Raw genomic sequence first — 21,260 nt, 5'->3', positions numbered from 1 at the left:
TTGCTTGTGAGAAATCCGGTAAAACGAACTGGTCTCGCCTGCGCATGAGCTGGATATCACTATTATGGATATATCGCCTCGATGGTGAGCCGAATGCCGCTACCGTCCTCCTGAAAGACGATTATTTTTTCAAGACGATTGCACCCGACCTCGAGCAGATCAGCACGGGTTCCGGGCCATAGTTCGCGCAGCTTCCCTCCTGGCGGAGGATTTCCGGTTTAACGATCGTCACCGGTGTCCTGTTCGAACGGATCGCGCATGACCGCACGGCCCGGCTGCCTCATAGGCTTCGACGCCCGCACAGACGGCGCGGCGATCGAAGGCTCTCTTTGGAACCAGGGGGCCTAGAATACGTTGCGGTGCACATCGCTCATCGCCCGCCGCAGATCATCGATCGCAGATGCCGTCTGTCCTGGTTCATCGTTGAGGGCCGGCGGCATTTTCCAACCCGGGTCGATGCCCTCCATGTTCGGCAGTTCATGGGCGATGCCCTTGTGGCAGTCGATGCAGGTGGCCTTGCCCGTCAGCAGATATTTGGAATGGATATCGGCGGCGCGCTGTGTCTGTTTGGTAAAGTCCATGGCGACGGAGGAGTGGCAGTTGCGGCATTCCAGACTGTCATTGGCCTTGAGGCGCGACCATTCGTGCTGGGCAAGTTCCAGCCGCTTGTCTAGAAACTTCTTGCGGGTGTCGATTGTGCCAAAAATCTTGCCCCAGACTTCCTTGGAGGCCTGCATTTTGCGGGCGATCTTGTCGGTCCATTCATGCGGCACGTGGCAATCGGGACAGGAGGCGCGCACGCCGGAACGGTTGGAGAAATGCACCGTTCGAGTCAGCTCCTCATACACATTGGCACGCATCTCGTGGCAGGAAATGCAGAAGGCTTCCTTGTTGGTCATCTCGAGCGCGGTGTTAAAGGCGCCCCAGAACATCACGCCACCGACGAAGCCGCCTAGCGTCAGGAAGGCGAGGCTGAGCGTGCCAGCCGGCGTCGTCAGAACCGCCCATAACCAGGCGAGAAGTTTCTTCACACGGGTAATCATCATTCGCTACCCGCCGGTTTGACGCCCATCGTGCTCATGTCCTCAAACGTGCTGGGCACAAGCGGTCGGGTATCAGCCTGCGGGACATGGCAGGCGGTGCAGAAATAACGGCGTGGCGAAACGTCCGCCAGCATCTGGCCTTCGCGCGTCATATAGTGGGTGACGCTGATCATCGGCGCGCCGGAATCCTGCGTGAACTCGCGTTTGTGACAGGAAAGACAGCGGTTGGCATTGACCGAAAGCTGGTAACCGTCGATCGAATGCGGGATGACCGGCGGCTGCTCCGGGTAAGCGCGCATGCGTCTAAAATCGTCGACCACCCATTTCGGCAGGGGTTTGGCGGGTTCGGTCTGCATGGCGTCACCGCGTGGGCCGGACAATTCCGGCACCATCTGCGCAACGGCCCCCGTCGCCAACGCCACGACCAGAAGCGTGGCGGCGATCCATCCGTGTTTCCTGATCATGCGACTGGCTCTATCTTGACTGCGCATTTCTTGAAATCCGTCTGCTTGGAGATGGGATCGGTTGCGTCGAGCGTGACCTTGTTGATGAGCTGGCTGGCATCGAACCAGGGAACGAAGATGACGCCTGGCGGCATGCGGTTGCGGCCGCGCGTTTCCACCCGGGAACGTATTTCACCGCGGCGCGACACGATGCGGATTTCTGCGCCCTGATTGAGGCCGCGCTTTCGCGCATCGTCGGCATTCATGAAACAGCGGGCGCCCGGGAACGCCTTGTAGAGTTCCGGCACACGCATGGTCATCGAACCGGAATGCCAATGCTCCAGCACGCGGCCCGTCACCAGCCAGGTATCGAACTCCGCATCCGGGGATTCCGCCGGCGGTTCGTAAGGCACGGCAATGATGACCGCCTTGCCGTCCTTGTTGCCGTAGAATTTCACGCCTTCGCCCGGCTTTACATAAGGGTCGTAACCCTCTCGGTAACGCCACAGCGTTTCCTTTCCGTCCACCACCGGCCAGCGCATGCCGCGCACCTCGTGATAGGCATCATAGGGCGCCAGATCATGGCCGTGGCCCCGCCCGAAGGCGGCATATTCCTCAAAGAGACCCTTCTGGAGATAGAATCCGAAGTGTTTTGCTTCCTGGTTTTCGTATTCAGCGTTGATCTCGCTCAGCGGGAACTTGCCGACATCACTGTCCTTGAAGAGCACCTCGTACAGCGTCTTTCCGCGATAGGCGGGATTGGCTTCCAGTATCTCCGCCGGCCACACCTCATCCGTGGTGAAGCGCTTGGAGAATTCCACCAGCTGCCAGAGATCGGAACGCGCCTCACCCGAGGCCTCGACAAGCTGGTGCCAGACATGGGTGCGCCGCTCGGCATTGCCATAGGCTCCCTCCTTTTCCACCCACATGGCGGCGGGCAGGATGAGGTCGGCGCTCATAGCCGTGATGGTCGGATAGGCATCGGAAACAACGATGAAGTTTTCCGGGTTGCGATATCCCTGATAGGTCTCGTTCTTGGTGTTGGGACCTGCCTGTACGTTGTTATTGACCTGCACCCAGTAGAAATTCAGCTTGCCGTCATGCAGCATGCGGTCCTGCTGCACGGCGTGGTAACCCGGCTTTTCCGGGATGATGCCGTGCGGGATGCGCCAGATTTCTTCGGCATGTTTGCGGTGCTCAGGGTTGGTCACCGTCATGTCGGCAGGCAGGCGGTGGGCGAAGGTTCCCACCTCACGCGCCGTGCCGCAGGCCGAGGGCTGGCCGGTGAGCGAGAACGGGCTGTTGCCCGGCTCGGAAATCTTCCCCGTCAGCAGATGGATGTTATAGACCATCTGGTTGGCCCAGACGCCGCGAACATGCTGGTTGAAACCCATGGTCCAGAGCGACATGACCTTGCGTTTCGGGTCGGCATAAAGCTCGGCCAGCTCCTCCAGAAAACCGGCTTCAACGCCGGTCATGGCTGCGGTCTTTTCCAGCGTGTACTCGGAGACGAATTCCTTGAAGGTTTCGAAATCGATCGCTTCGGTCTTGGTCGGATCCACGGAATTGACGGCATTCATCTCCACCGGATTGTCGGGCCGCAGGCCATAACCGATATCGGTGACGCCGCGCACGAATTTCGTGTGGTTCCTCACGAAGTCTTCGTTAACGCGCCCGGTCTTGATGATGTGGTTGGCGATGTAATTGAGGATGACGAGATCGGTGCCCGGCTTGAAGACCATCGGGATGTCGGCAAGGTCCATGCTGCGATGGGTGAAGGTCGAAAGCACCGCCACCTTCACATGGTCGAAACCCAGACGCCGGTCGGCGATACGCGTCCATAAAATGGGATGCATTTCCGCCATGTTCGAGCCCCAGAGAACGAAGGCATCGGCATGTTCGAAATCGTCGTAACAGCCCATCGGCTCATCCATGCCAAAGGTGCGCATGAAGGCATAGGCAGCAGACGCCATGCAGTGACGAGCATTGGGATCGAGATTGTTGGAGCGGAAGCCGGCACGCATCAGCTTGGTTGCGGCGTAACCTTCGAAGATCGTCCATTGGCCGGAGCCGAACATGCCGACGGCCGTCGGTCCCTTCTCCTTCAACACCCGCTTGCACTGCGCGGCCATGACGTCGAAGGCCTCGTCCCAGCTCACAGGCTCGAACTCGCCATCCTTGGCGTAAACGCCGTTTCTCTTGCGCAGAAGCGGGGTCTGCAGGCGGTCCTTGCCATACATGATCTTGGACAGGAAATAGCCCTTGATGCAGTTGAGGCCGCGATTGACCTCCGCCTGCATGTCGCCATGGGTGGCGACAACCTTGCCTTCCTTGACGCCGACCATGACGCCGCAGCCCGTGCCGCAGAAACGACAGGGCGCCTTGGACCACTTGATCTGCAATGCGGAAACCCCGCCTGGCACCGGCTGGGCGGCGGCCGGCAGCGCAATGCCCGCCGTTGCCGCCGCAATGCCGGCGGCATGGGCTTTCAATAGATCACGCCGCGTCAGTTCGCTGCTCATCGCCGCTTGTCTCCTCTGTGTCGACGTGTTCGAAAACCATGTTGGCGGCAATCACACCGTCGAGTGTCGAAATATAAGTGAGCGTATCGCCCAGCATGCCGGTGCTCGTGCCGTCTATGACGATGACGATCTTGCCGTTGCCCTCGCCATGAACCTCGACATTGTCGAGCGTTAAAAGCGTTGCCAGCACGGCGTCCCGCATCTGCGGCATCACCGCCACCACGGCGCTTGAAACATGATACCGGCCTGTATTTTCAGGCATATTGCATCTCCGTGGCTTCCTTGATCTCGATCACGCTGGCCGGGCAGACGGACACGCAGGCCCCGCAGCCGGTGCAGGCTTGTTCGATAAGTTCAGGCACGAAGGGCCCGCCGCGGCGGGGACGAAACCGGATGGCCTCGGTCGGGCAGGCATCGCGGCAGGCCTGGCAATCAATATTGCCGAAGGCGAGACAGCCCTCGCCGATCGCCATGACATGATCGAAGCGTTGCGAGGCGGAGGCGGCAAACACCGGCTCCGGACAGGCCTCCGCGCATTTGCCACAAAAGGTACATTCCCTGCTGGAAAAATCCACCGAAGGCAAACCGCCCACCATGGCAATGATGCCGCTGGGACAGGCTTCGACACATTTTGCACAACCGCTACAAGCGGTGAGGTCGCTCAACGCGACCCCGGGGGGACAGATGCGTGGTCTATGTTTTTGCCCGCCGCGCAGCAAATCGCGCCGGCTGAGAGAGGCTTTCATCATCATGGCGCCCTCAATGACCGGGCGGCCCCGGAGGGCCGTAAATGATCTGGAACATCCAGACGATAAAGCCATAAGCCCCGACAAATCCGACCGCCAGAACGGGCCAGATTCCAAAGGCCAGAACCGCGAAGGTAACAAGTTCCCTCGTCCGGCCAGGCTTTTCATCTGCGTGTTGAGGCGCGACTATTTTAGGCATATTCGCGTTTCCTATTCGTTTCGAGTCATCATCCCCCAAAAGACAGAAATATTCAACCACTTGATTTTATTGATTATTTATCAAAACTAACATTCATCAAGACGGCTCGCCTAAATCACTGATTTCGCATTATGCTTCTGCTCAAAAAATAAACATTAGACGGGCGAACAGTGTCTCGCTCTCATCCGCAGACTCCTGCATCGTCCATGCCAGGCGCGCGCATGAAGGGCAGGAAACTCTGCAACCAGACCCCGAAGCTCACCGCCCACAAAACGGCGCTGAGGCCATGGTGATAGGGAGACAATGTTGCGGCAAAGTCGAATTCCGGGAGGATGCGGACCAGCCCGGCGATCGCCATCAGAGCGGCGGCCACATGCGCCTGCCATGGCAGATGTGTCAGATCGCGGCCCGTATGCCGCAGCCCGGCAATGATGAACACTGCCATGATGGCGCATCCAAGCGCCCCGATCGAGAGCAGATGCAGCCCTGCGGCGGGCGTAACGGAAAAACCGAGCCGTGTCGCGCCGAGCGCCAGAAAACCCACGCCCGCAAAGGCGTTGCCGAGGCCAAGCAACAGCACCTCGGTCTTAAAGACGGCACGCCCGATGAACCATTCGGCCAGCCGGTCGAAAAAGGCGGCGCCGGCCGCAAGCGAAAGCCAGGCGCAGACATCGCTCTGCGGAAAGAAAAGTTTCGCCGCCATGTAAAGCGTCACCATGGCGCCTGCCATATGCTGGCGGCCGGGATGCGGCCGGTAAGGCGTGGTCTCGCCGCCGGGATCGAGCGCCAGATTGATGACGACCACATTGATACGTGTGGCGGAAAGCGAAAACAGCACGGTGAAAATGCACAGCGCCGCCTCCAGCATGCGGGATGCAAGTTCGAGATCGCCGCTCCACCAGGCATAACGCACACCGGCTTCAGCCGCCGTAAACAGAAGAAGCCAAAAAAGGAACGGCAGGTGTTTCACCGTGCGCCGCGCCAGCATCGCCCGACCGATGAGAACAGAGAGCGCCAGCAGAAAAGCCATATCGAAAAAGCCGGCCAGCAGGCTCCACGCATCAGCCCCCAAGACACCGATGATGCGGCCCGGCACCCAGAGGCAGGCAAGATGGACCAGCGCTCTCCCCTGCGCCGATTCCGTATCCGTCCATTCCGGCACCGCCGACCCGAGGAAACCCGCAAGCGCCATGCCATAGGTGCCAAAAAGCATCTCATGGGCGTGCCATTGCGAGGCAGGCACGGCATCGGCGAAAGGCAGGCCGTAACCGCCGATAACTACCCACAAAAACGGCCAAACCGCGCCATGCATGGCGGCCAGAGGGAAAAACAGCCGCAGGGCTTCGGAAAGGATGGGGGGCTGCCTCATCTGACCTGCTCCCTTGCTGAAAACAGTTCGGCGAAGGCCGGGCTCTCGGACAGGCGTTCCGCTTCGTCGAAAACCGCACGCGCCATGCGCCGGCCCGGCGAACCCGCGGGCTTATGCGCGGCAACGACTCGGCCGTCGACGCCGGAGAGCACGATCAGCCTGTCGGCAACCAGCAACGCCTCGTGAAGATCATGGGTGACCAGAAGGGTGGAAAAACCGCGCCGACGGGCGGCGCTTACCAGAAGCTCCTGCAAATGACGGCGCAGGCCGACATCGACGGCGCTGAAGGGCTCATCCAGAAACAGCATGTCCGGCTCCACGGCGAGCGCCCGCGCAACGCCGGCGCGCTGGCGCATGCCGCCGGAGAGTTCCACCGGATATTTGCCGAAATCAGCCACCTCCAGACCCACTTCCAGCGCAAAAAGGCCCGCCCTTTCGCGCCGCTCCCGTTTCGGCATCCCGGCCGCCGCAAGGCCGTAGGCAATATTGTCGATCAGCGTCATCCACGGCAGCAGCCTCGGCTCCTGAAACACCAGACCCTGCCGGCGATAATCGCGGTGCACGCGGCCGCGAACGGGATCGATGATGCCAGCCGCGATCTGCAGGATCGTCGTCTTGCCGCTGCCGGAGGGGCCGAGCAGCGCCACGGTTTCCCCCGGCGCTATGCCGAGATCGAAATTCTCGAACAGGCTGCGGCCTAAAAAGGCGTGGCCGACATGTTCGAAACGCAGGATGGAACGGTCGCTCATCGTTTGACACCCCATGGCAGCCCGGCTGCGCGCCAGCGTTCCAGCGCTTCGCGTAACAGATGAAGCAGGCCGTAATCGGTCAACAGTGCAAGGCCGACCGTGATGGTGAGCCAGGCGCTGACCTGTGTGATGTCGAACAGAGCGCGTGCGGTGGCCAGTTCGCCGCCAATGCCGCCGGAATTCGAAAGGAGCTCGGCCATGACGGTTACTTTCCACGCGCTTCCCGCCGTCGTCGTCCAGGCCGGGAAGAGGTAGGAGAGCACATGCGGCATGGTGACGGTGCGCAGCCGGTAAAACCACGGAGCGGCGAAGGCCTGTGCCATCACCTCCAGCTGGTGGTCGCGCTTTGCGACACCTTCCAGCGCACCGGCAAAGGACAAGGGGGCCGAGGCGATGATGACGGTCACGACGGCCGTGCCCCCCGACGAGCCGAACCAGATGAGCGCCAGCACGATCCAGCCGATGGGCGGCACGCCAAGCAGAACGGTGACAACAGGCTTCATCAAACGCATGGCCGCGAAGGAATAACCCGCCAGCACGCCCGCCACCGTGCCGATGCCGGCGGCGATGGCAAAGCCGGTCAGGGCCCTGACGGCGCTCTGCGACAGGATCGCGAAGAAATCCGGCCTCGCCGCAAGCATTCCGATAGCCGCGAAGGTCTCACCCGGCGAAGGCAGGATGAAGGAGCCATAAATTTCATGCCCGGCTTGCCAGGCGGCGAGAAAGCAGAAAATACCCGAAAGCCCCGCCCAGCCCGCCCAGAGATAGCGGCCCATCCAGCCAAGACTTTCGAGAATACGGTTCATGCCTGCTATACCAGATAAAAACCGTCATCCGGCCGCCGGCCGCCGATGATTGCCGGGTCTGCCTTGGCAAGTTCATCGTAAAACGCCTCGAGATCGGTACGCGCAGCACTTGCCTTCAGCGCACATAGATGGCTAGTCGGGAAGGAGGCCGCGATGATGTCGGGCGGAAAGCCCAAGGCTTCGGCGACGGCGTCGGCCGCCGTCTTCGGATCGGCCATGGCGCTGGCGAGCGCCTCCTCCATGGCGGCCTGTAGAGCCTCTATGCCGGACTTGCCAAGCTTTTGCTGAACCTGCGACGTCAAGGCGAGGCCGGCCTGCGGGATTTCGGCCTTGCCGGCCACATTCGCCCATTCCCGCTGGATATCGATGGTGCGGCGCACGGTCATGAAAAACGACTTCGCCTTGATCAGCACAGCGGTTGCGGCCGGTTCGCTCAGCAGGGCGGCATCCACCCGGCCCGTCAACAGCAATTGCACGGCTTCCGGCGGCGAGGCGGCATATTCCAGCCTGATGTCACCGGGCTTCAGGCCGTTTTCGGCAACAAGGCGGCGCAGCACGAAATCGGGCATGTCGTTCTTGAACGGCAAAGCGAGGATCTTGCCGGAAAGGCTTTGCAGGGAGTTCAGCGCCCCGTCTTTCGAAACGATATAGAGCAGGCCCGTGGTCAGCACGTTCAACAGCCCGAGGCCGAGGCCGCGATTATGAAGATTGGCGGCGCCGTAGCTCGGCATCACCACCGCTCCCATGGAGCCGGAGGCGACGGCGGCGCGCATTTCATCTGGTGTTTTCCAGGCTTTGAAGACTGCTCCGGGTGCGACATCCTTCAGGAACCCGCCATTTACCGCATGGGCCAGCACGGCGGAGGGCGCGGCCGGAGGGCCATAAAAGGTGAGCGGCGCTTCCGCCTTCGCAACATGCGGTGCGGCAAATGTCGCGACCGCGAGCCCGGAAAAGGCCGAAAGAGCCTGACGACGGGTGAGATGGGCCATGGTCCTGATCCTTGTTCGCGCCGGAAGCGCCCCCGATGCCCGCACAACCGACCTTGCGGCCCGAAGCGTCACCAACCCGGAAATGACATTTTGCAAGCGGGTGCTCTTTGCGCAGGATCAAACAGGGCCGAAAACAGGGATTATTCACCCATCTTGAGTGAGAGCGCGTCCCGCAGGAGCCGCGAGCCCTCCTGAGCGGCGGCAGCGATATCGAGAAACATCAGGCTTGCGGTTTCAACCACGCCTTGATCCACCGTGTCGTCTTCGGCGAAATCGCAGAGCATCTCGGTCAGGAGCGCGATCTTGCGCCGCTCCTCGCGGGCGGCGGCCAGAAGCTTGACGACATTGCGCTGGCGCTCGAAATCCTCAAGCTCGCGCAGCGCGTCGTGCACCTTGTCGCGGCAGCCGCAATCGAGCGCTCTTGGCAAAACCACGTTACGCACGAGATGGATCGCCGCCGCGATATCCGCTCCGCCCGGCGCGGCCGCGGAGAGCGTTTGTTCACTTTGCCCGTTCGTCGTCATGCGTTCACCCCATGCGCCGTGTTGCGGGCGCGGGCGATCCAGGCCGCCCCTTCCTGCCCGTGGTGAAAACCGTTGGAAAAGGGCACGTCCGGATAGATTTGCCCGAGACGTGCAAGACCGTCCTCCGCCTCCCGCCTGCCGGCCAGGACATCGTCATGGATTTGCGCCACGGCAACCATGTCGCAGTCCTGCGGCGACAGCCGGAAGCGGTTGATACCGGCGATGGCCAGATTCGGCAATTCGCCAAGCAGCGACTGGCAGGTGTGCGACACCGTCTGCACCCCGTTCAGCGCCAGAAATGACTGCCTGTCGAGCGTACGCACCGGCAATCCATCCGGATCGTCGCCGCAGACGAACTGGCAATTATCCTTGATATTGCCCTTGGCGCGGGCATGGGCGCAGCGCGCCGAAATGGCGAGCGGCAGGCGGCCGAAGGCGAAGATTTCGAAGTCCACATTAGGCGTCTGCGCCACGATCCGCTCCACCGAGGTCATCGGCAGTTCCGGCGGCAGGCAGATGGCACTCGCCCCACGAGAAGAAAGCAGCCGCGCGGTTGCGGCATTATAAACATTCACCACTGGCCCGACGACATGCGGCGTGCCGTGCAGTACGCCGAGCGCGGAAAGATCGTTCGCCTCAACCGGATAGGGGCTATCGGCGATCAGACCGCGCAGCTGGCGACTTTCCCGCTCCAGCGTCACCAGCGAAAGCGTCGAGAGGATCACCTTCTTTCCGGCACTCTCCAGTCGCTCGATCGCGTCGGCGAAATGCGGCGCGGTAAAATGAAACCGTTTGGAGCAGACGGTTTCACCGAGATAGACGTGGCTGACGGGCGCTTCATCGGCGATGCGAAAATAGAAATCTCGCCATTTCTCGCCCTGCCAGAGATAAAGGACCGGGCCGAGCGCCAGAGTGGCCTTTGCGGGTTTTGCCATCGCCATCATCTCCAGCGTTTTTCATAAGCGCCAACGGTGGTGCGCTGGCCTTCGCTCAAGAGCCGCAGGCGTGAGAGCAGCCTGCCGCGCTCTTCGGCACCGGCGGAAAGCGCTCGGTGCAGGGTGGAAACCACTTCCGCCACATAGGCCTTGCCGCGCTGGCGACCCTCGATCTTCAGCGCGCTGACCCCCGCCTCGCGCAGCGCATCGATCTGGTCCATCACGTCAAGCGATACCGGATCTTCGAAGGCATAGGACTTGTCATCGGCAATCTCGAAACGGCCCTTGCACAGCGTGGGGTAACCCGCCGCCTCGCCGGCCGGAAATCGGTTGATGGTGTATTCGCCAAGTTCCGACACCAGCGCCTGCCCGTCCTGCCGGTAGCGGACGTGGCTTGCCGGCGAGCAGACGCCGTTCATGTTGGGTGACTTGCCTGTGGCGTAGGAGGATAGCGAGCAGCGCCCTTCCGCCATGACGCAGAGACCTCCGAACACGAAAATTTCGATTTCGCAGCGGATTTGCCGCGCCAGCCGGGCGATGTCGGCAATCGTCAGGGTGCGCGGCAGCACCACGCGTTTCGCGCCGAAGGCATCGACGAGGAAATTCACCGCGTCCGCATTGGAGGCGGAAGCCTGCACGGAGACGTGGATACGCTGCTGCGGATGATGTTCCGCCACATGCGCCATCAGGCCGAAATCGGCAAGGATAAGTGCGTCCGCCCCCGCCTTCACGGCATCGGCCGCGCCGCGATACCAGATATCCTCATTGCCAGCACGCATGAAGGTGTTGAGCGCCACGAAGGTCTGGACACCGCGCTTTTTCGCGTAAACGATGGCCTCGGCAAGTTCCTCGCGGGAAAAATTAAGGCCGGGGAAATTGCGGGCATTGGTTTCATCCCGAAAACCGCAATAGACCGCATCCGCCCCGGCATCCACGGCCTCGCGAAAGGCGGCAGGCGTTCCCGCAGGACAGATCAGTTCCATGCGTCAACTCCCCGCGTTTCGGACAGAACATGGCCACGCAGGCGGTTCGCGACACGCGTTATCATGGGCGCGAAAGGCCCGGCAAATGCACCGAGGTCACGCGGCAGATCGATGCCGCTGTCATCAAGCGCATTGCGCAGCGCCAGCATCGCCTCCATGTCGCCGGTGACGCTGAGATCACGCGAAAAGAACAGCGCATCGGCATCCTGCCGCCCCTCCATCAGCGCAAGCAGCATGAAAAGCGGTCCCTCGACCGCCGCATCCGTCTTGGGCAGGCGAGCCTTGCGGCTGACGGTGATGGCGCGACCTGCCGGCTCGACCATGAAGGCGAAGGGGAGATCGACGGGCAGAAAGGCGTAGCGCTTGCCACGATGTTCACCGAGCCGGACGAACATATCCGGATGCCGCTTCATGATCTGTGCCAGCATCGCCGCCGTCGCTCGCTGCACCACGGCAAGGGGTAGGAAATTCATGGGGCGGGCGATGGCGGCGGGAAAAGGTCTCATGAAAGGTCCTGTCGGCTCAGTTGCGGGCGGCAACCTAACCGCAGCGCGCGGGTGGCGGTTTGAGCGAACGCAAAGACAGGGAAATTTTCGGGTGCGACTTCACAAAAGCCGCTATAATTCATTGACTTGCCAAGCGACGGAGGCCGCCCGTGTCCGATTTAAGGGTCAAACGGATTTACGAACCCGCCAGCGACGATGACGGCGCGCGCATTCTGGTGGACCGGCTCTGGCCGCGCGGCATGAGCAAGGAAAAGGCAAAGCTTTCCCTGTGGATGAAGGACATCGCGCCCAGCAACGAATTGCGCAAGAACTTCTCCCATATGCCGTCTCGCTTTGAGGAATTTACCCGGCATTATCATAAGGAACTCTCGGCCAATCCCGATGCCGTGGCGCACATGAAGGAGCTGATGGCGAAAGGCCGCGTCACGCTGCTTTATGCCGCCCATGATATCGAACATAACCACGCCCTGGTTCTCGCCGACTATCTTCGTTCGCATTGAAGCCGCATTTGCGGCAGCGCAAGGACATGCCGCACTGCCATCGGCAAACAGGCGGCATGAGAGACGAGAAAACAGAAACTAAACCCGCCCACGCAGCCGATCTGCGCAGTTTCGCCCGGTTGCTGGAAGAACGCGGGCAGCTGCGGCGAATTCGCCAGCCGGTCTCGCTGGTGCACGAAATCACCGAAATCCACCGCCGCGTGCTCGCCGATGGCGGGCCGGCGCTGCTTTTCGAGCAACCCGTCGACCATGAGGCAAAGGTGCGGGACATGCCGCTGCTTACCAATCTTTTCGGCACGCGGCAACGTATCGAGTGGGGGCTGGGGCTTGAGACCGGCGGCCTGCCCGCACTTGGACAAAAGCTCGCCGAATTACGCGAGCCGGGACCACCGAAATCCATGGCCGAGGCATGGGGTAAGCTGCATTTGCTGAAAGCCGCACTTTCGATGCGGACACGCAACGTCTCACGCGCGCCGGTGCAGGAAAGGGTGCTGACGGGCGATGCTGTCGACCTCGCCCGCCTGCCGGTGCAATGGTGCTGGCCGGGCGAACCGGCCCCGCTCGTCACCTGGCCGCTGGTCATCACCCGTTCGCCTGACGATCCCGATGATATCAATGTCGGCATCTATCGCATGCAGGTGCTGGGCCCGGACAGGGTGATCATACGCTGGCTGGCGCATCGCGGCGGCGCGCATCACCACCGGCTGTGGCGAGCGCGCGGGCTGGATATGCCCGTTACCGTCGCCATCGGTGCCGATCCCGCCACCATTCTCGCCGCCGTCATGCCGCTTCCCGACCATATCAGCGAGCTTGGCTTCTCCGGCCTGCTGCGCGGCTCGAAAAGCCGCATTGCCAGAGCCTTGACCGTGCCGATGCCGGTGCCCGCCAATGCCGAAATCGTACTGGAAGGGACCGTCTCAGTAACGGAAAAGGCACTCGAAGGCCCCTATGGCGACCATACCGGCTATTATAATTCGGTCGAATCCTTCCCGGTCCTGACGCTCTCGGCAATCACCATGCGCCGCGATCCGATCTATCTTTCCACCTATACCGGCCGGCCGCCGGATGAGCCTTCGGTTCTCGGCGAAGCCATGCTCGACATTTTCCTGCCGCTCGTGAAAAAGCAGTTTGCGGAAATTGTCGATCTGTGGATGCCGCCGGACGCCTGTTCCTACCGCGTCATGGTCGCTTCCATCGACAAGCGTTATCCCGGTCAGGCAAAGCGGGTGATGATGGGCCTCTGGTCGATGCTGCCGCAGTTCAGCTATGTGAAGCTCATCATTCTGGTCGATCCCGACATTGATGTGCGCAACTGGGCAGATGTCATCTGGGCGCTCTCAACCCGTTTCGACGCCTCGCGCGATACGATGATCATAAACGATACGCCCATCGATTATCTCGACTTCGCCTCGCCGAAAGCCGGGCTCGGCGGCAAGATGGGGCTGGACGCCACCCGCAAGCTGCCGCCGGAAACGGAGCGCGAATGGGGCCGTGTGCTGTCGATGACGCCTGACGTGATCGCGAAAGTGGATCTGATGTGGCGCGATCTCGGCCTTGGAGAACGGCTATGATCCCGTACCGCGTCGTGGTCGGCGTCACCGGCGCTTCGGGTGCCGGCATTGCGTTGCGTATTGTCGAGCGCCTTGCCGGGATGAAAAGCGTCGAAATCCATCTCGTCCTGTCGCAATCCGCCAGACGCACCGTGTTGCATGAGGAAGGGGCGCAAGCCATGGGGCGGATGTTCTCACTCGCTGGCGTCAATCATGCCGTCGACGATATCGGCGCGGCGATTGCCAGCGGCTCTTTCCCGACGGCCGGCATGATCGTCGCCCCCTGCTCCATGCGCACACTTGCGGCCATCGCAACCGGGTTTTCGGACAATCTCCTTACCCGCGCCGCCGATGTGCATCTGAAGGAACGCCGGAAACTTGTGCTGATGACGCGTGAGACGCCGCTGCATCTCATCCATCTGCGCAACATGTGCACGGTGACGGAGGCCGGCGCCATCGTCATGCCGCCGGTGCCGGCCTTTTACAACAGACCGCAAAGCGTCGCCGATATTGTCGACCAGATGGCCGCTCGCGCCATCGATCAGCTCGGTATCGCGCCCGCGCCACAGGCGCCGATATGGCAGCCGCATATGGTGAAGACGTCGTGAGCCATCAAAGATAGGCCATCGGGTCAGCACCAAAGAGCGCGGCATGACCACCGGCCAGCAGCCACCACACCGTCAACCCTGTCAGCGCCGCGGCTAGCAGCATCGGCCCGTCCACGGCGAGGCGCGTTTTGCCGGAAAGCATTGCTGCGAAAGGGATCGTTGCATTTTTAGCAGCCGCCGCGCTCCATGCATTACCCAGTCTTTTCCGCGCGCGTTTTTCGGTCATCGCCATCCCGCCAAGCGAAAACAGCGCAAAGCCGCCGAACAGGATGACGGAACGCAGGTCGCCATTCGGCACGACATGCCCCAACGACCAGAACAGAAAGCCGACGAGTACCGGGTGCCGCGTGATGCGCACGATTGCCCCCGGTCTATCTCCCTGCCGCACGGAAATGGAAAGCGGATTGACGCTGAGGAGGCCGGCCAGCACGAAAAACAGGCCAATCGGCGCTGCCAGAAAGGTGACATGCGCCTGCCAGGGCGCAACATCCCAAAGCGGAATATAATCGACCGACAGCGCGGCATAAAATACCCAGCCCAGCGTCAGAAGCGAAACGGCGGAATAAGTCCCGAAATAGGCGGGCCTGCCGATGGCCGCAATCAGCCGGCCGCGCACGGCAGGTACGGCGGGAATGGAATGCAGCGCCACGAAAAGCGAGAGAGCGGCGACAAGTTCAAGCATGTGACTGCCTTCTTACTGGTTCAGGAACAGCACCGAAGCAATGGCCACGGAGGCAAGCACGGCGGAAACCGCACCCATGCGCTGCAACACACCCATACGGTACAACAGCACCGCAAAGCCAACGATAATAGGGGTTGCGACAATCAGCCCGACCTGCGCGTCGTTCATGGGAAGCTCCATTTTCCAGAGTTGCGCTTTGTCATGACAATAGGACTTTGCACGCTCCCTTCTTTGACCGACCGCAAAGAAGCGGGGTTTGAGGACGCCTAAGCGTGGCTTGCTGTTTTACCATTACGGACAAGACCATGGCGATCAATACGGAAGAGGAAAGTGGAAACCTGCTTTTGTGGATTCTGGTCTGGAGCGAACTTGCCGCTTTCGGCGCGCTGACCGGCGCCTTCATCATTGCCTTCACCCTCAATCCCGATGCATTTGCCGCCGCGCGCCAGCATCTGCAGCCACAACTTGCCGGCCTCAACACACTGATTTTGCTGGCGAGCGGCTGGCAGGCGGCCGTTGCGGCCAGTCGCCCCACCGCGCTGCCGGGCAGAAGGCGGGCGCTCGCGCTTACCGGCCTGCTCGGTTTCGCATTTGTCGGTGTGAAGCTCCTTGAATACTCCACCGAAATCGCCTTCGCCTCCGATCCAGCCTATGGCGCATTCTTCGAGCTCTATTTCCTGCTCACCGGCTTCCATCTGCTGCATGTCGTCTTCGTGGCCGTGCTGCTGTTTCTCGTCGCAGTGTTCCCGAAAAACGAGAACGTCACGCTGGTGACGACGCTGTGGCATGTCATCGATCTGGTCTGGATCGTCATTTTTCCCATCGTCTATCTGGTTTGACAGTCATGATCCACCGCACCTCCCGCCAGCTTGCAAGAAGTTTTGCAGTGCTCGCCATTCTCGTTCTCGCCGGTACGGCCGCCGTCACCTCGTGGAAGGCGGCGCTTCTGCCGCCGGTTGCCGTCGCCTGCCTGATGCTGCTTTTCGCGCTCCTGAAATCCAGACGCGTCATCGACGATTTTCTGGGTTTTGGCGAAGAGCGGGGCCTGCTGCGCACGGCACTTCTGGCATGGCCGGCCATCTTTGCCGCCGCAGCCCTTTTGCGGGCATTCCTGCAGGGCATTTTGCCGCTCTGAAAAGGCGGATAACGCCACCTCTCCACTTGTTTGCCAAATGGCAAAGAACGCCGGCAGCCAGCGGCTAGAAAGGCGTCAGACCCCACCGCATTCCGCCAGCCTGCTGGCAAATCCCGGCAAGAGGGTTCGATCAAGCCAGTCCGCATAAGCGGTCTTCCGGATGGAAAGGACCATTGGCATGGCAGAACGCCTGACCAAAACAGGAGCGCGAAACGTCTTTTACGGCGGCTCCATCTTCTTCTTCGCCATATTTGTCGGGCTGACCGCCCATAGCCATTATTACATGCGCACCACCTCGACGGATGAAAGCACGCTGACGGGAAGCGTCGCGCGCGGCAAACATGTGTGGGAGAAAAATTCCTGCATCAACTGTCACACGCTGCTCGGCGAAGGCGCCTATTTCGCGCCCGAACTCGGCAATGTCTGGAAGCGCTATGGCGGCGTGGACGACAAGGATGCGGCGCGCGATTCCATCAAGGCCTGGATGGCAGCCCAGCCCACCGGCATCGAGGGCCGGCGCCAGATGCCGCAGTTCAATCTCACCGAACAGGAACTCGATGATCTCGTCGACTTTCTCGAATGGACGAGCCGGATCAAGACGCAGAACTGGCCGCCGAACGATGCGGGTTGAGGCTGACGGCAAGGAGATGACGAGATGAAATACCAGACGCAAAAAGTCGCCATGCTGTATTTTTACGGCGCAATCGGGCTGTTCGTGGCGCAGATCCTGTTCGGCGTCGTCGCCGCGACGATCTACGTGCTGCCCAATACGCTTTCCGAGCTTCTGCCCTTTAACATCGTGCGCATGATCCACACCAATGCCCTTGTGGTTTGGCTGCTGATGGGTTTCATGGGTTCGACCTTCTATCTTCTGCCGGAAGAAACGGAAACGGAGCTTTACAGCCCCAAGCTCGCCATCGCGCAGTTCTGGATCTTCCTGGTGGCCGCCGCCGTCGCCGTGGTCGGTTATATCTTCCGCATCCATGAGGGCCGCGAATTCCTCGAACAGCCTTTCGCCATCAAGGTCGGTATCGTCCTTGTCGTCCTGATGTTCCTGTTCAACATCACCATGACAGCGCTGAAGGGCCGCAAGACCACCGTCATCAACATCCTGCTCTTCGGCCTCTGGGGTCTGGCGATCTTCTTCCTCTTCGCCTTCTACAACCCCATGAACCTCGCGCTCGACAAGATGTACTGGTGGTACGTCATCCATCTGTGGGTGGAAGGCGTGTGGGAACTGATCATGGCCTCGATCCTCGCCTTCCTGATGATCAAGCTCAACGGCATCGACCGCGAAGTGGTGGAAAAATGGCTCTATGTCATCGTCGGCCTTGCCCTCTTTTCGGGCATTCTCGGCACCGGCCACCATTATTACTGGATCGGCGCGCCCGGTTATTGGCAATGGATCGGCTCGCTCTTCTCGACGCTGGAAGTGGCCCCCTTCTTCACCATGGTCATCTTCACCTTCGTTATGACCTGGAAGGCCGGCCGCAAGCATGAGAACCGCGCAGCGCTTCTGTGGTCGATCGGCTGCTCGGTCATGGCCTTCTTCGGCGCCGGCGTCTGGGGTTTCCTGCACACGTTGTCTTCGGTGAACTATTACAGCCACGGCACGCAGCTTACCGCCGCGCACGGCCACCTCGCCTTCTTCGGCGCCTATGTGATGCTGAACCTTGCGATGATGGCCTACGCCATCCCCGAAATGAAGAACCGCGCGCCCTACAACCAGTGGCTTTCGATGACGAGCTTCTGGGTGATGTGCACGGCCATGTCGGTCATGACCTTCGCGCTGACCTTTGCCGGCGTGGTGCAGATCCAGCTTCAGCGCGTCATGGGCGAAAGCTTCATGGATGTGCAGGACCAGTTGGCGATCTTCTACTGGATCCGTCTCGGCTCCGGTTTCGCAGTTCTCATTTCGGCGGTCATGTTCATCTGGGCAGTCCTGGTGCCGGGCAAGCAGAAACAGGGCGACGTCGCCCGCCTCGTGCAGCCCGCCGAATGAGAAACGGACCGGCTCTCCTTTTCCCCCGAGAGCCGGTCCTTACCACCAACCATGGAGATGACCATGAATACGATTTTCCGCCCCCCGCTGCAGCCTTTGCCGGACACGCCGTTCTATACCCCGCTTGGCAATGAATGCACGCTGTTCGAAAGCGCCTGGGTGCGGCAATTGCCGCTGCTGCTGAAAGGCCCGACAGGTTGCGGCAAGACCCGTTTCGTCAGCCATATGGCGGCGAAACTCGGCCTGCCGCTTTCGACCGTTTCATGTCACGACGATCTTGCCGCCGCCGATCTGACCGGTCGTTACCTGCTGAAAGGCGGTGAAACCGTGTGGATGGACGGCCCGCTGACACGATCCGTGCGTCAGGGCGGCATATGTTACCTCGACGAGATTGTGGAAGCGCGCAAGGATGTGGCCGTTGTGCTGCATCCGCTCACCGACGACCGTCGTACCCTGCCGCTGGACCGCACCGGCGAGGTGCTGGAAGCGCCCTCGAGTTTCATGCTCGTCGTATCCTACAATCCCGGCTACCAGAACCTGCTGAAAAGCCTGAAACCCAGCACCCGCCAGCGCTTCGTCGCCATTGAATTCGATTTTTTGCCGAAGGAGCAGGAGATTGCCGTCGTTTCGCATGAAAGCGGGCTCGATGCGCGCGACGTCGAGCCGCTCGTCGATCTCGCCCACCGGTTGCGCGGCCTGAAAGGTCACGATCTGGAAGAAGGCGTCTCCACCCGCCTGCTCGTTTATTGCGCCAGCCTCATCGACACCGGCCTTCCCGCCCGTCAGGCCGTGCGCGCGGCGATGATTGAGCCGCTGACCGACGAGCCTGACGTGAAGGCCGCGCTGCATGAAGTTGCGGATGCGATCATTCGATAGGGCGCATTTTTATCCGTATCGGAATGCGCGGCGAGGCCCTCGCATTCCGGCCTGATGCCATGAGGATAAACCATGCTGGACTTTCTGGAACTGGAAGAAACCGTCGGCCGCGCCTGGCACAGGCTGATCGGCGATACCGGCACATGGTTGCGCTTTCCGGATCAAGCCGTGAAGCTGGAAGATATGCAGGCCGTGCTGGCCATTTGTTTCCGCGGTTTTGGCGGTGAACACGCGGTGCAGATCGCTCCGGCCCGCGCGCGCACTTCCAGCCACCGGCTGAGGCTGCGCCAGCGCATGGGCCTTGGCGAAGAGAAGCTCGCCCAACCCGGACGCGATCATGCCACGCTGATGCTGCCGCCGATGCTCGATCTGTTTCCCGACCGGTGCCTCAACCGCGATCTCTATCTCTGGCTCGCCGCCGCCATGGCGATGATGTCGCTTGAACCGGTCGTGGCTGCCGATCCGCTGCGCGCCGATCTTGCCCGGCTCGACCGCGCTGCGGAACTGGCCGAGACCGTAACCCGTACCTTTCCCGGCATGAAGACCCGCTATCGCCGGCTATGCGCCGCCATGCTCGCGGTGCGGCAAAAGCGGCCACTGCCGCAGGCCGAACAGCAGGTGGAACAACGGGTGCTTTCCATGCTGGCCGATGAGGCAGGGATCGAGGGACATGAGCCACCCGCCGGCTTTCTGGCCAAAGCGCCGCCACGATACCTGCCGATGCTGCCGGTGCCGCTGTGGCCGGATACGCTGCTGCGCGAGACATCCGAGGCCCGGCACGGCGAGGACCAGCCGGCCTCCAATGCAGCGCCGCAGAGTGCGGAGGCCGCCCGTCATATCGCCGTGCGCGAAAAAACTGAGAACCGCCAGACCGAACGCAGCCCCTTCATCCTCAACCGTTTCGAAAAAATCCTCGCCATGGCGGAGATGGTCAATGTCGATCGTCCCGGTGACGATAGCGACGATGCCGACGGCAGCGCAGCCGACGAACTGGATGACATGACGCTGGGCGAGAGAAAGGGACGGCCTTCCGCCCGCTTCCGCTTCGATCTGGACCTGCCGCCCGAAGCATTGAACCATACCCCGCTTACAGCGGAGCTGACCTATCCCGAATGGGATTATCGCAGCGGTACCTATCTCGCCGATCATTGCCGGGTCATCGCCGGTCCGGCGAAAGACGCCGAAACGGCATCGGAACCCGACCCGGACACCAAGAGCCTCATCCGTCGGATCAGGCGGCAATTCGAGGTGCTGCGGCCACGCCACGAGATGCTGCGCGCCCAGCTTGACGGCAATGATCTCGATCTTGACGCCGTGGTGCGCGCGAGAAGCGACATCGCCGCCGGAGGACAGGGCAGCGACCGCATTCATATGGCAAGCCGCCCACAGGCGCATGATCTTGCCGTAATGATGCTCGTCGATGTGTCCCTGTCCACCGATGCCTGGTTCGACAATCGCCGGGTTCTCGATGTGGAAAAGGAAGCCCTGCTGGTGTTGGCGCACGGGCTTTCCGCCTGTGGTGACAGTCACTCCATCCTGACCTTCACCTCCCGCCGCCGTTCGTGGGTGCGGGTGGAAACGGTGAAAGATTTCGATGAGCCGATGGGCCACACCGTCGAGCGTCGCATCGCGGCGCTGAAGCCCGGCTTTTACACCCGTATCGGCCCCGCCATCCGCCATGCCAGCGCCAAGCTGCATGAAAGGCCGGAGCGCCGCAAGCTGCTTCTGCTGCTAACGGACGGGAAGCCGAACGATGTCGACCACTATGAGGGCCGCTTCGCCATCGAGGACAGCCGCCGTGCGGTCTCCGAGGCGAGACGTTCGGGCGTAAGCGTCTTCGGCGTGACCGTCGACAGCAAGGCGCAATCCTATATTCCAGCAATGTTCGGCCAGAACGGTTATGCCATCGTCAGCAGGATAGCGAAGCTGCCATCGGCGCTGCCGGCAATCTATCGCAGCCTTGCCGGATGACGCATGTCACGCAGACGGACCTGACGAGTCTCAGGTTTGTTTGCGCGGCGACAATGTCTCCCAACGCCAAGGCGGATAGGTTTTTCCAGTCCGCCGGCCAGCCGCACCGCCGGGCATCATTC

25 protein-coding genes are annotated in these 21,260 nt (G+C 61.3%); 9 read left to right on the top strand and 16 right to left on the bottom strand.

What is annotated here, in order from left to right; genetic code table 11:
- Positions 1-344 precede the first annotated feature (344 nt).
- The 14 genes from FHW77_RS25995 to ubiT form a co-directional block, all read right to left on the bottom strand.
- A complete protein-coding gene (locus tag FHW77_RS25995; protein WP_081859578.1) occupies positions 345-1,046 on the bottom strand; it encodes a cytochrome c3 family protein in 702 nt (233 codons plus the stop codon).
- Positions 1,043-1,534, bottom strand: a complete 492-nt coding sequence (locus FHW77_RS25990) for a nitrate reductase cytochrome c-type subunit (protein ID WP_034499927.1) — start codon at positions 1,532-1,534, stop codon at positions 1,043-1,045. The genes FHW77_RS25995 and FHW77_RS25990 overlap by 4 nt, the downstream gene beginning before the upstream one ends.
- Positions 1,504-4,008 carry a periplasmic nitrate reductase subunit alpha gene (napA, locus tag FHW77_RS25985; RefSeq protein WP_182591044.1) on the bottom strand — a complete coding sequence of 835 codons (2,505 nt, stop codon included), beginning with the start codon at positions 4,006-4,008 and terminating at the stop codon, positions 1,504-1,506. The genes FHW77_RS25990 and napA overlap by 31 nt, the downstream gene beginning before the upstream one ends.
- Entirely contained in the window at positions 3,983-4,270 is a 288-nt protein-coding gene (locus FHW77_RS25980; protein WP_060724395.1) for a chaperone NapD, read from the bottom strand. Before FHW77_RS25980 ends, napA begins: the two co-directional genes overlap by 26 nt.
- Positions 4,263-4,760: a ferredoxin-type protein NapF gene (locus FHW77_RS25975; RefSeq protein WP_182591043.1), complete on the bottom strand. Its 498-nt coding sequence runs from the start codon at positions 4,758-4,760 to the stop codon at positions 4,263-4,265. The genes FHW77_RS25980 and FHW77_RS25975 overlap by 8 nt, the downstream gene beginning before the upstream one ends.
- Before the next feature lie 7 nt (positions 4,761-4,767).
- Positions 4,768-4,953 (bottom strand): periplasmic nitrate reductase, NapE protein, encoded by a 186-nt coding sequence (gene napE / locus FHW77_RS25970; RefSeq protein WP_107676969.1) that lies wholly within the window; start codon positions 4,951-4,953, stop codon positions 4,768-4,770.
- Positions 4,954-5,134: 181 nt separating this feature from the next.
- The gene (locus FHW77_RS25965) at positions 5,135-6,322 is read right to left on the bottom strand and encodes an NnrS family protein (protein ID WP_182591042.1); all 1,188 of its coding nucleotides are present in this window, start codon (positions 6,320-6,322) and stop codon (positions 5,135-5,137) included.
- Positions 6,319-7,071 carry an ATP-binding cassette domain-containing protein gene (locus FHW77_RS25960; protein WP_182591041.1) on the bottom strand — a complete coding sequence of 251 codons (753 nt, stop codon included), beginning with the start codon at positions 7,069-7,071 and terminating at the stop codon, positions 6,319-6,321. Before FHW77_RS25960 ends, FHW77_RS25965 begins: the two co-directional genes overlap by 4 nt.
- Complete coding sequence (locus FHW77_RS25955) at positions 7,068-7,877, bottom strand: ABC transporter permease (protein WP_182591040.1); 810 nt, start codon at positions 7,875-7,877, stop codon at positions 7,068-7,070. Before FHW77_RS25955 ends, FHW77_RS25960 begins: the two co-directional genes overlap by 4 nt.
- 5 nt (positions 7,878-7,882) lie before the next feature.
- On the bottom strand, positions 7,883-8,866 hold the full coding sequence (locus tag FHW77_RS25950) for an ABC transporter substrate-binding protein (protein ID WP_182591039.1): 984 nt from the start codon (positions 8,864-8,866) through the stop codon (positions 7,883-7,885).
- A 140-nt stretch (positions 8,867-9,006) separates the two neighbouring features.
- A complete protein-coding gene (locus FHW77_RS25945; protein ID WP_182591038.1) occupies positions 9,007-9,390 on the bottom strand; it encodes a hypothetical protein in 384 nt (127 codons plus the stop codon).
- Positions 9,387-10,325, bottom strand: coding sequence for a ubiquinone anaerobic biosynthesis protein UbiV (gene ubiV / locus FHW77_RS25940; RefSeq protein ID WP_182591037.1), 939 nt, complete (start codon positions 10,323-10,325; stop codon positions 9,387-9,389). The genes FHW77_RS25945 and ubiV overlap by 4 nt, the downstream gene beginning before the upstream one ends.
- Before the next feature lie 5 nt (positions 10,326-10,330).
- A complete protein-coding gene (ubiU, locus tag FHW77_RS25935; protein ID WP_182591036.1) occupies positions 10,331-11,308 on the bottom strand; it encodes a ubiquinone anaerobic biosynthesis protein UbiU in 978 nt (325 codons plus the stop codon).
- Positions 11,299-11,814, bottom strand: a complete 516-nt coding sequence (gene ubiT / locus FHW77_RS25930; protein ID WP_182591035.1) for a ubiquinone anaerobic biosynthesis accessory factor UbiT — start codon at positions 11,812-11,814, stop codon at positions 11,299-11,301. Before ubiT ends, ubiU begins: the two co-directional genes overlap by 10 nt.
- A gap of 149 nt (positions 11,815-11,963) precedes the next feature.
- Between ubiT and FHW77_RS25925 the strand changes: the two genes are divergently transcribed.
- Genes FHW77_RS25925 through FHW77_RS25915 form a run of 3 tightly spaced genes read left to right on the top strand, consistent with a single transcriptional unit; the run spans position 11,964 to position 14,472 of the window.
- A complete protein-coding gene (locus tag FHW77_RS25925; RefSeq protein WP_072495328.1) occupies positions 11,964-12,314 on the top strand; it encodes a DUF488 domain-containing protein in 351 nt (116 codons plus the stop codon).
- A 56-nt stretch (positions 12,315-12,370) separates the two neighbouring features.
- Positions 12,371-13,885 (top strand): UbiD family decarboxylase, encoded by a 1,515-nt coding sequence (locus tag FHW77_RS25920; RefSeq protein ID WP_182591034.1) that lies wholly within the window; start codon positions 12,371-12,373, stop codon positions 13,883-13,885.
- On the top strand, positions 13,882-14,472 hold the full coding sequence (locus tag FHW77_RS25915; RefSeq protein WP_115063340.1) for a UbiX family flavin prenyltransferase: 591 nt from the start codon (positions 13,882-13,884) through the stop codon (positions 14,470-14,472). The genes FHW77_RS25920 and FHW77_RS25915 overlap by 4 nt, the downstream gene beginning before the upstream one ends.
- 4 nt (positions 14,473-14,476) lie before the next feature.
- Here the strand turns inward: FHW77_RS25915 and FHW77_RS25910 are convergent, their stop codons facing one another.
- Positions 14,477-15,154, bottom strand: coding sequence for an NnrU family protein (locus FHW77_RS25910; RefSeq protein WP_072495331.1), 678 nt, complete (start codon positions 15,152-15,154; stop codon positions 14,477-14,479).
- 12 nt (positions 15,155-15,166) lie between these two features.
- Entirely contained in the window at positions 15,167-15,322 is a 156-nt protein-coding gene (locus FHW77_RS25905; protein ID WP_022557550.1) for a hypothetical protein, read from the bottom strand.
- A gap of 137 nt (positions 15,323-15,459) precedes the next feature.
- On the opposite strand from FHW77_RS25905, the gene FHW77_RS25900 reads away from it, so the two are divergent.
- From FHW77_RS25900 to FHW77_RS25875, 6 genes are all read left to right on the top strand, one after another.
- A complete protein-coding gene (locus tag FHW77_RS25900) occupies positions 15,460-15,993 on the top strand; it encodes a cytochrome c oxidase subunit 3 (protein ID WP_142187765.1) in 534 nt (177 codons plus the stop codon).
- A 5-nt stretch (positions 15,994-15,998) separates the two neighbouring features.
- Positions 15,999-16,289: a hypothetical protein gene (locus FHW77_RS25895; RefSeq protein ID WP_072495333.1), complete on the top strand. Its 291-nt coding sequence runs from the start codon at positions 15,999-16,001 to the stop codon at positions 16,287-16,289.
- Between the two features lie 178 nt (positions 16,290-16,467).
- Positions 16,468-16,920, top strand: a complete 453-nt coding sequence (locus tag FHW77_RS25890) for a c-type cytochrome (RefSeq protein WP_182591033.1) — start codon at positions 16,468-16,470, stop codon at positions 16,918-16,920.
- A gap of 24 nt (positions 16,921-16,944) precedes the next feature.
- The gene (locus tag FHW77_RS25885; RefSeq protein ID WP_182591032.1) at positions 16,945-18,291 is read left to right on the top strand and encodes a nitric-oxide reductase large subunit; all 1,347 of its coding nucleotides are present in this window, start codon (positions 16,945-16,947) and stop codon (positions 18,289-18,291) included.
- Positions 18,292-18,354: 63 nt separating this feature from the next.
- Positions 18,355-19,167 (top strand): CbbQ/NirQ/NorQ/GpvN family protein, encoded by an 813-nt coding sequence (locus FHW77_RS25880; RefSeq protein ID WP_182591031.1) that lies wholly within the window; start codon positions 18,355-18,357, stop codon positions 19,165-19,167.
- Positions 19,168-19,239: 72 nt separating this feature from the next.
- Positions 19,240-21,138: a nitric oxide reductase activation protein NorD gene (locus FHW77_RS25875; protein ID WP_182591030.1), complete on the top strand. Its 1,899-nt coding sequence runs from the start codon at positions 19,240-19,242 to the stop codon at positions 21,136-21,138.
- Positions 21,139-21,260 lie beyond the last annotated feature (122 nt).

Source organism: Agrobacterium sp. RC10-4-1, assembly GCF_014138475.1.
GTDB lineage: Bacteria > Pseudomonadota > Alphaproteobacteria > Rhizobiales > Rhizobiaceae > Agrobacterium > Agrobacterium pusense.
Note: the sequence above shows the minus strand (reverse complement) of the source record. Positions and strands in the feature narration are given on the sequence as shown.

Coding starts and splice junctions, on each gene's coding strand:
- FHW77_RS25995 (WP_081859578.1), bottom strand. CDS start 1,046: ATGATGATTACCCGTGTGAAGAAACTTCTCGCCTGGTTATGGGCGGTT.
- FHW77_RS25990 (WP_034499927.1), bottom strand. CDS start 1,534: ATGCGCAGTCAAGATAGAGCCAGTCGCATGATCAGGAAACACGGATGG.
- napA (WP_182591044.1), bottom strand. CDS start 4,008: ATGAGCAGCGAACTGACGCGGCGTGATCTATTGAAAGCCCATGCCGCC.
- FHW77_RS25980 (WP_060724395.1), bottom strand. CDS start 4,270: ATGCCTGAAAATACAGGCCGGTATCATGTTTCAAGCGCCGTGGTGGCG.
- FHW77_RS25975 (WP_182591043.1), bottom strand. CDS start 4,760: ATGATGATGAAAGCCTCTCTCAGCCGGCGCGATTTGCTGCGCGGCGGG.
- napE (WP_107676969.1), bottom strand. CDS start 4,953: ATGCCTAAAATAGTCGCGCCTCAACACGCAGATGAAAAGCCTGGCCGG.
- FHW77_RS25965 (WP_182591042.1), bottom strand. CDS start 6,322: ATGAGGCAGCCCCCCATCCTTTCCGAAGCCCTGCGGCTGTTTTTCCCT.
- FHW77_RS25960 (WP_182591041.1), bottom strand. CDS start 7,071: ATGAGCGACCGTTCCATCCTGCGTTTCGAACATGTCGGCCACGCCTTT.
- FHW77_RS25955 (WP_182591040.1), bottom strand. CDS start 7,877: ATGAACCGTATTCTCGAAAGTCTTGGCTGGATGGGCCGCTATCTCTGG.
- FHW77_RS25950 (WP_182591039.1), bottom strand. CDS start 8,866: ATGGCCCATCTCACCCGTCGTCAGGCTCTTTCGGCCTTTTCCGGGCTC.
- FHW77_RS25945 (WP_182591038.1), bottom strand. CDS start 9,390: ATGACGACGAACGGGCAAAGTGAACAAACGCTCTCCGCGGCCGCGCCG.
- ubiV (WP_182591037.1), bottom strand. CDS start 10,325: ATGGCAAAACCCGCAAAGGCCACTCTGGCGCTCGGCCCGGTCCTTTAT.
- ubiU (WP_182591036.1), bottom strand. CDS start 11,308: ATGGAACTGATCTGTCCTGCGGGAACGCCTGCCGCCTTTCGCGAGGCC.
- ubiT (WP_182591035.1), bottom strand. CDS start 11,814: ATGAGACCTTTTCCCGCCGCCATCGCCCGCCCCATGAATTTCCTACCC.
- FHW77_RS25920 (WP_182591034.1), top strand. CDS start 12,371: ATGAGAGACGAGAAAACAGAAACTAAACCCGCCCACGCAGCCGATCTG.
- FHW77_RS25915 (WP_115063340.1), top strand. CDS start 13,882: ATGATCCCGTACCGCGTCGTGGTCGGCGTCACCGGCGCTTCGGGTGCC.
- FHW77_RS25910 (WP_072495331.1), bottom strand. CDS start 15,154: ATGCTTGAACTTGTCGCCGCTCTCTCGCTTTTCGTGGCGCTGCATTCC.
- FHW77_RS25905 (WP_022557550.1), bottom strand. CDS start 15,322: ATGAACGACGCGCAGGTCGGGCTGATTGTCGCAACCCCTATTATCGTT.
- FHW77_RS25900 (WP_142187765.1), top strand. CDS start 15,460: ATGGCGATCAATACGGAAGAGGAAAGTGGAAACCTGCTTTTGTGGATT.
- FHW77_RS25895 (WP_072495333.1), top strand. CDS start 15,999: ATGATCCACCGCACCTCCCGCCAGCTTGCAAGAAGTTTTGCAGTGCTC.
- FHW77_RS25890 (WP_182591033.1), top strand. CDS start 16,468: ATGGCAGAACGCCTGACCAAAACAGGAGCGCGAAACGTCTTTTACGGC.
- FHW77_RS25885 (WP_182591032.1), top strand. CDS start 16,945: ATGAAATACCAGACGCAAAAAGTCGCCATGCTGTATTTTTACGGCGCA.
- FHW77_RS25880 (WP_182591031.1), top strand. CDS start 18,355: ATGAATACGATTTTCCGCCCCCCGCTGCAGCCTTTGCCGGACACGCCG.
- FHW77_RS25875 (WP_182591030.1), top strand. CDS start 19,240: ATGCTGGACTTTCTGGAACTGGAAGAAACCGTCGGCCGCGCCTGGCAC.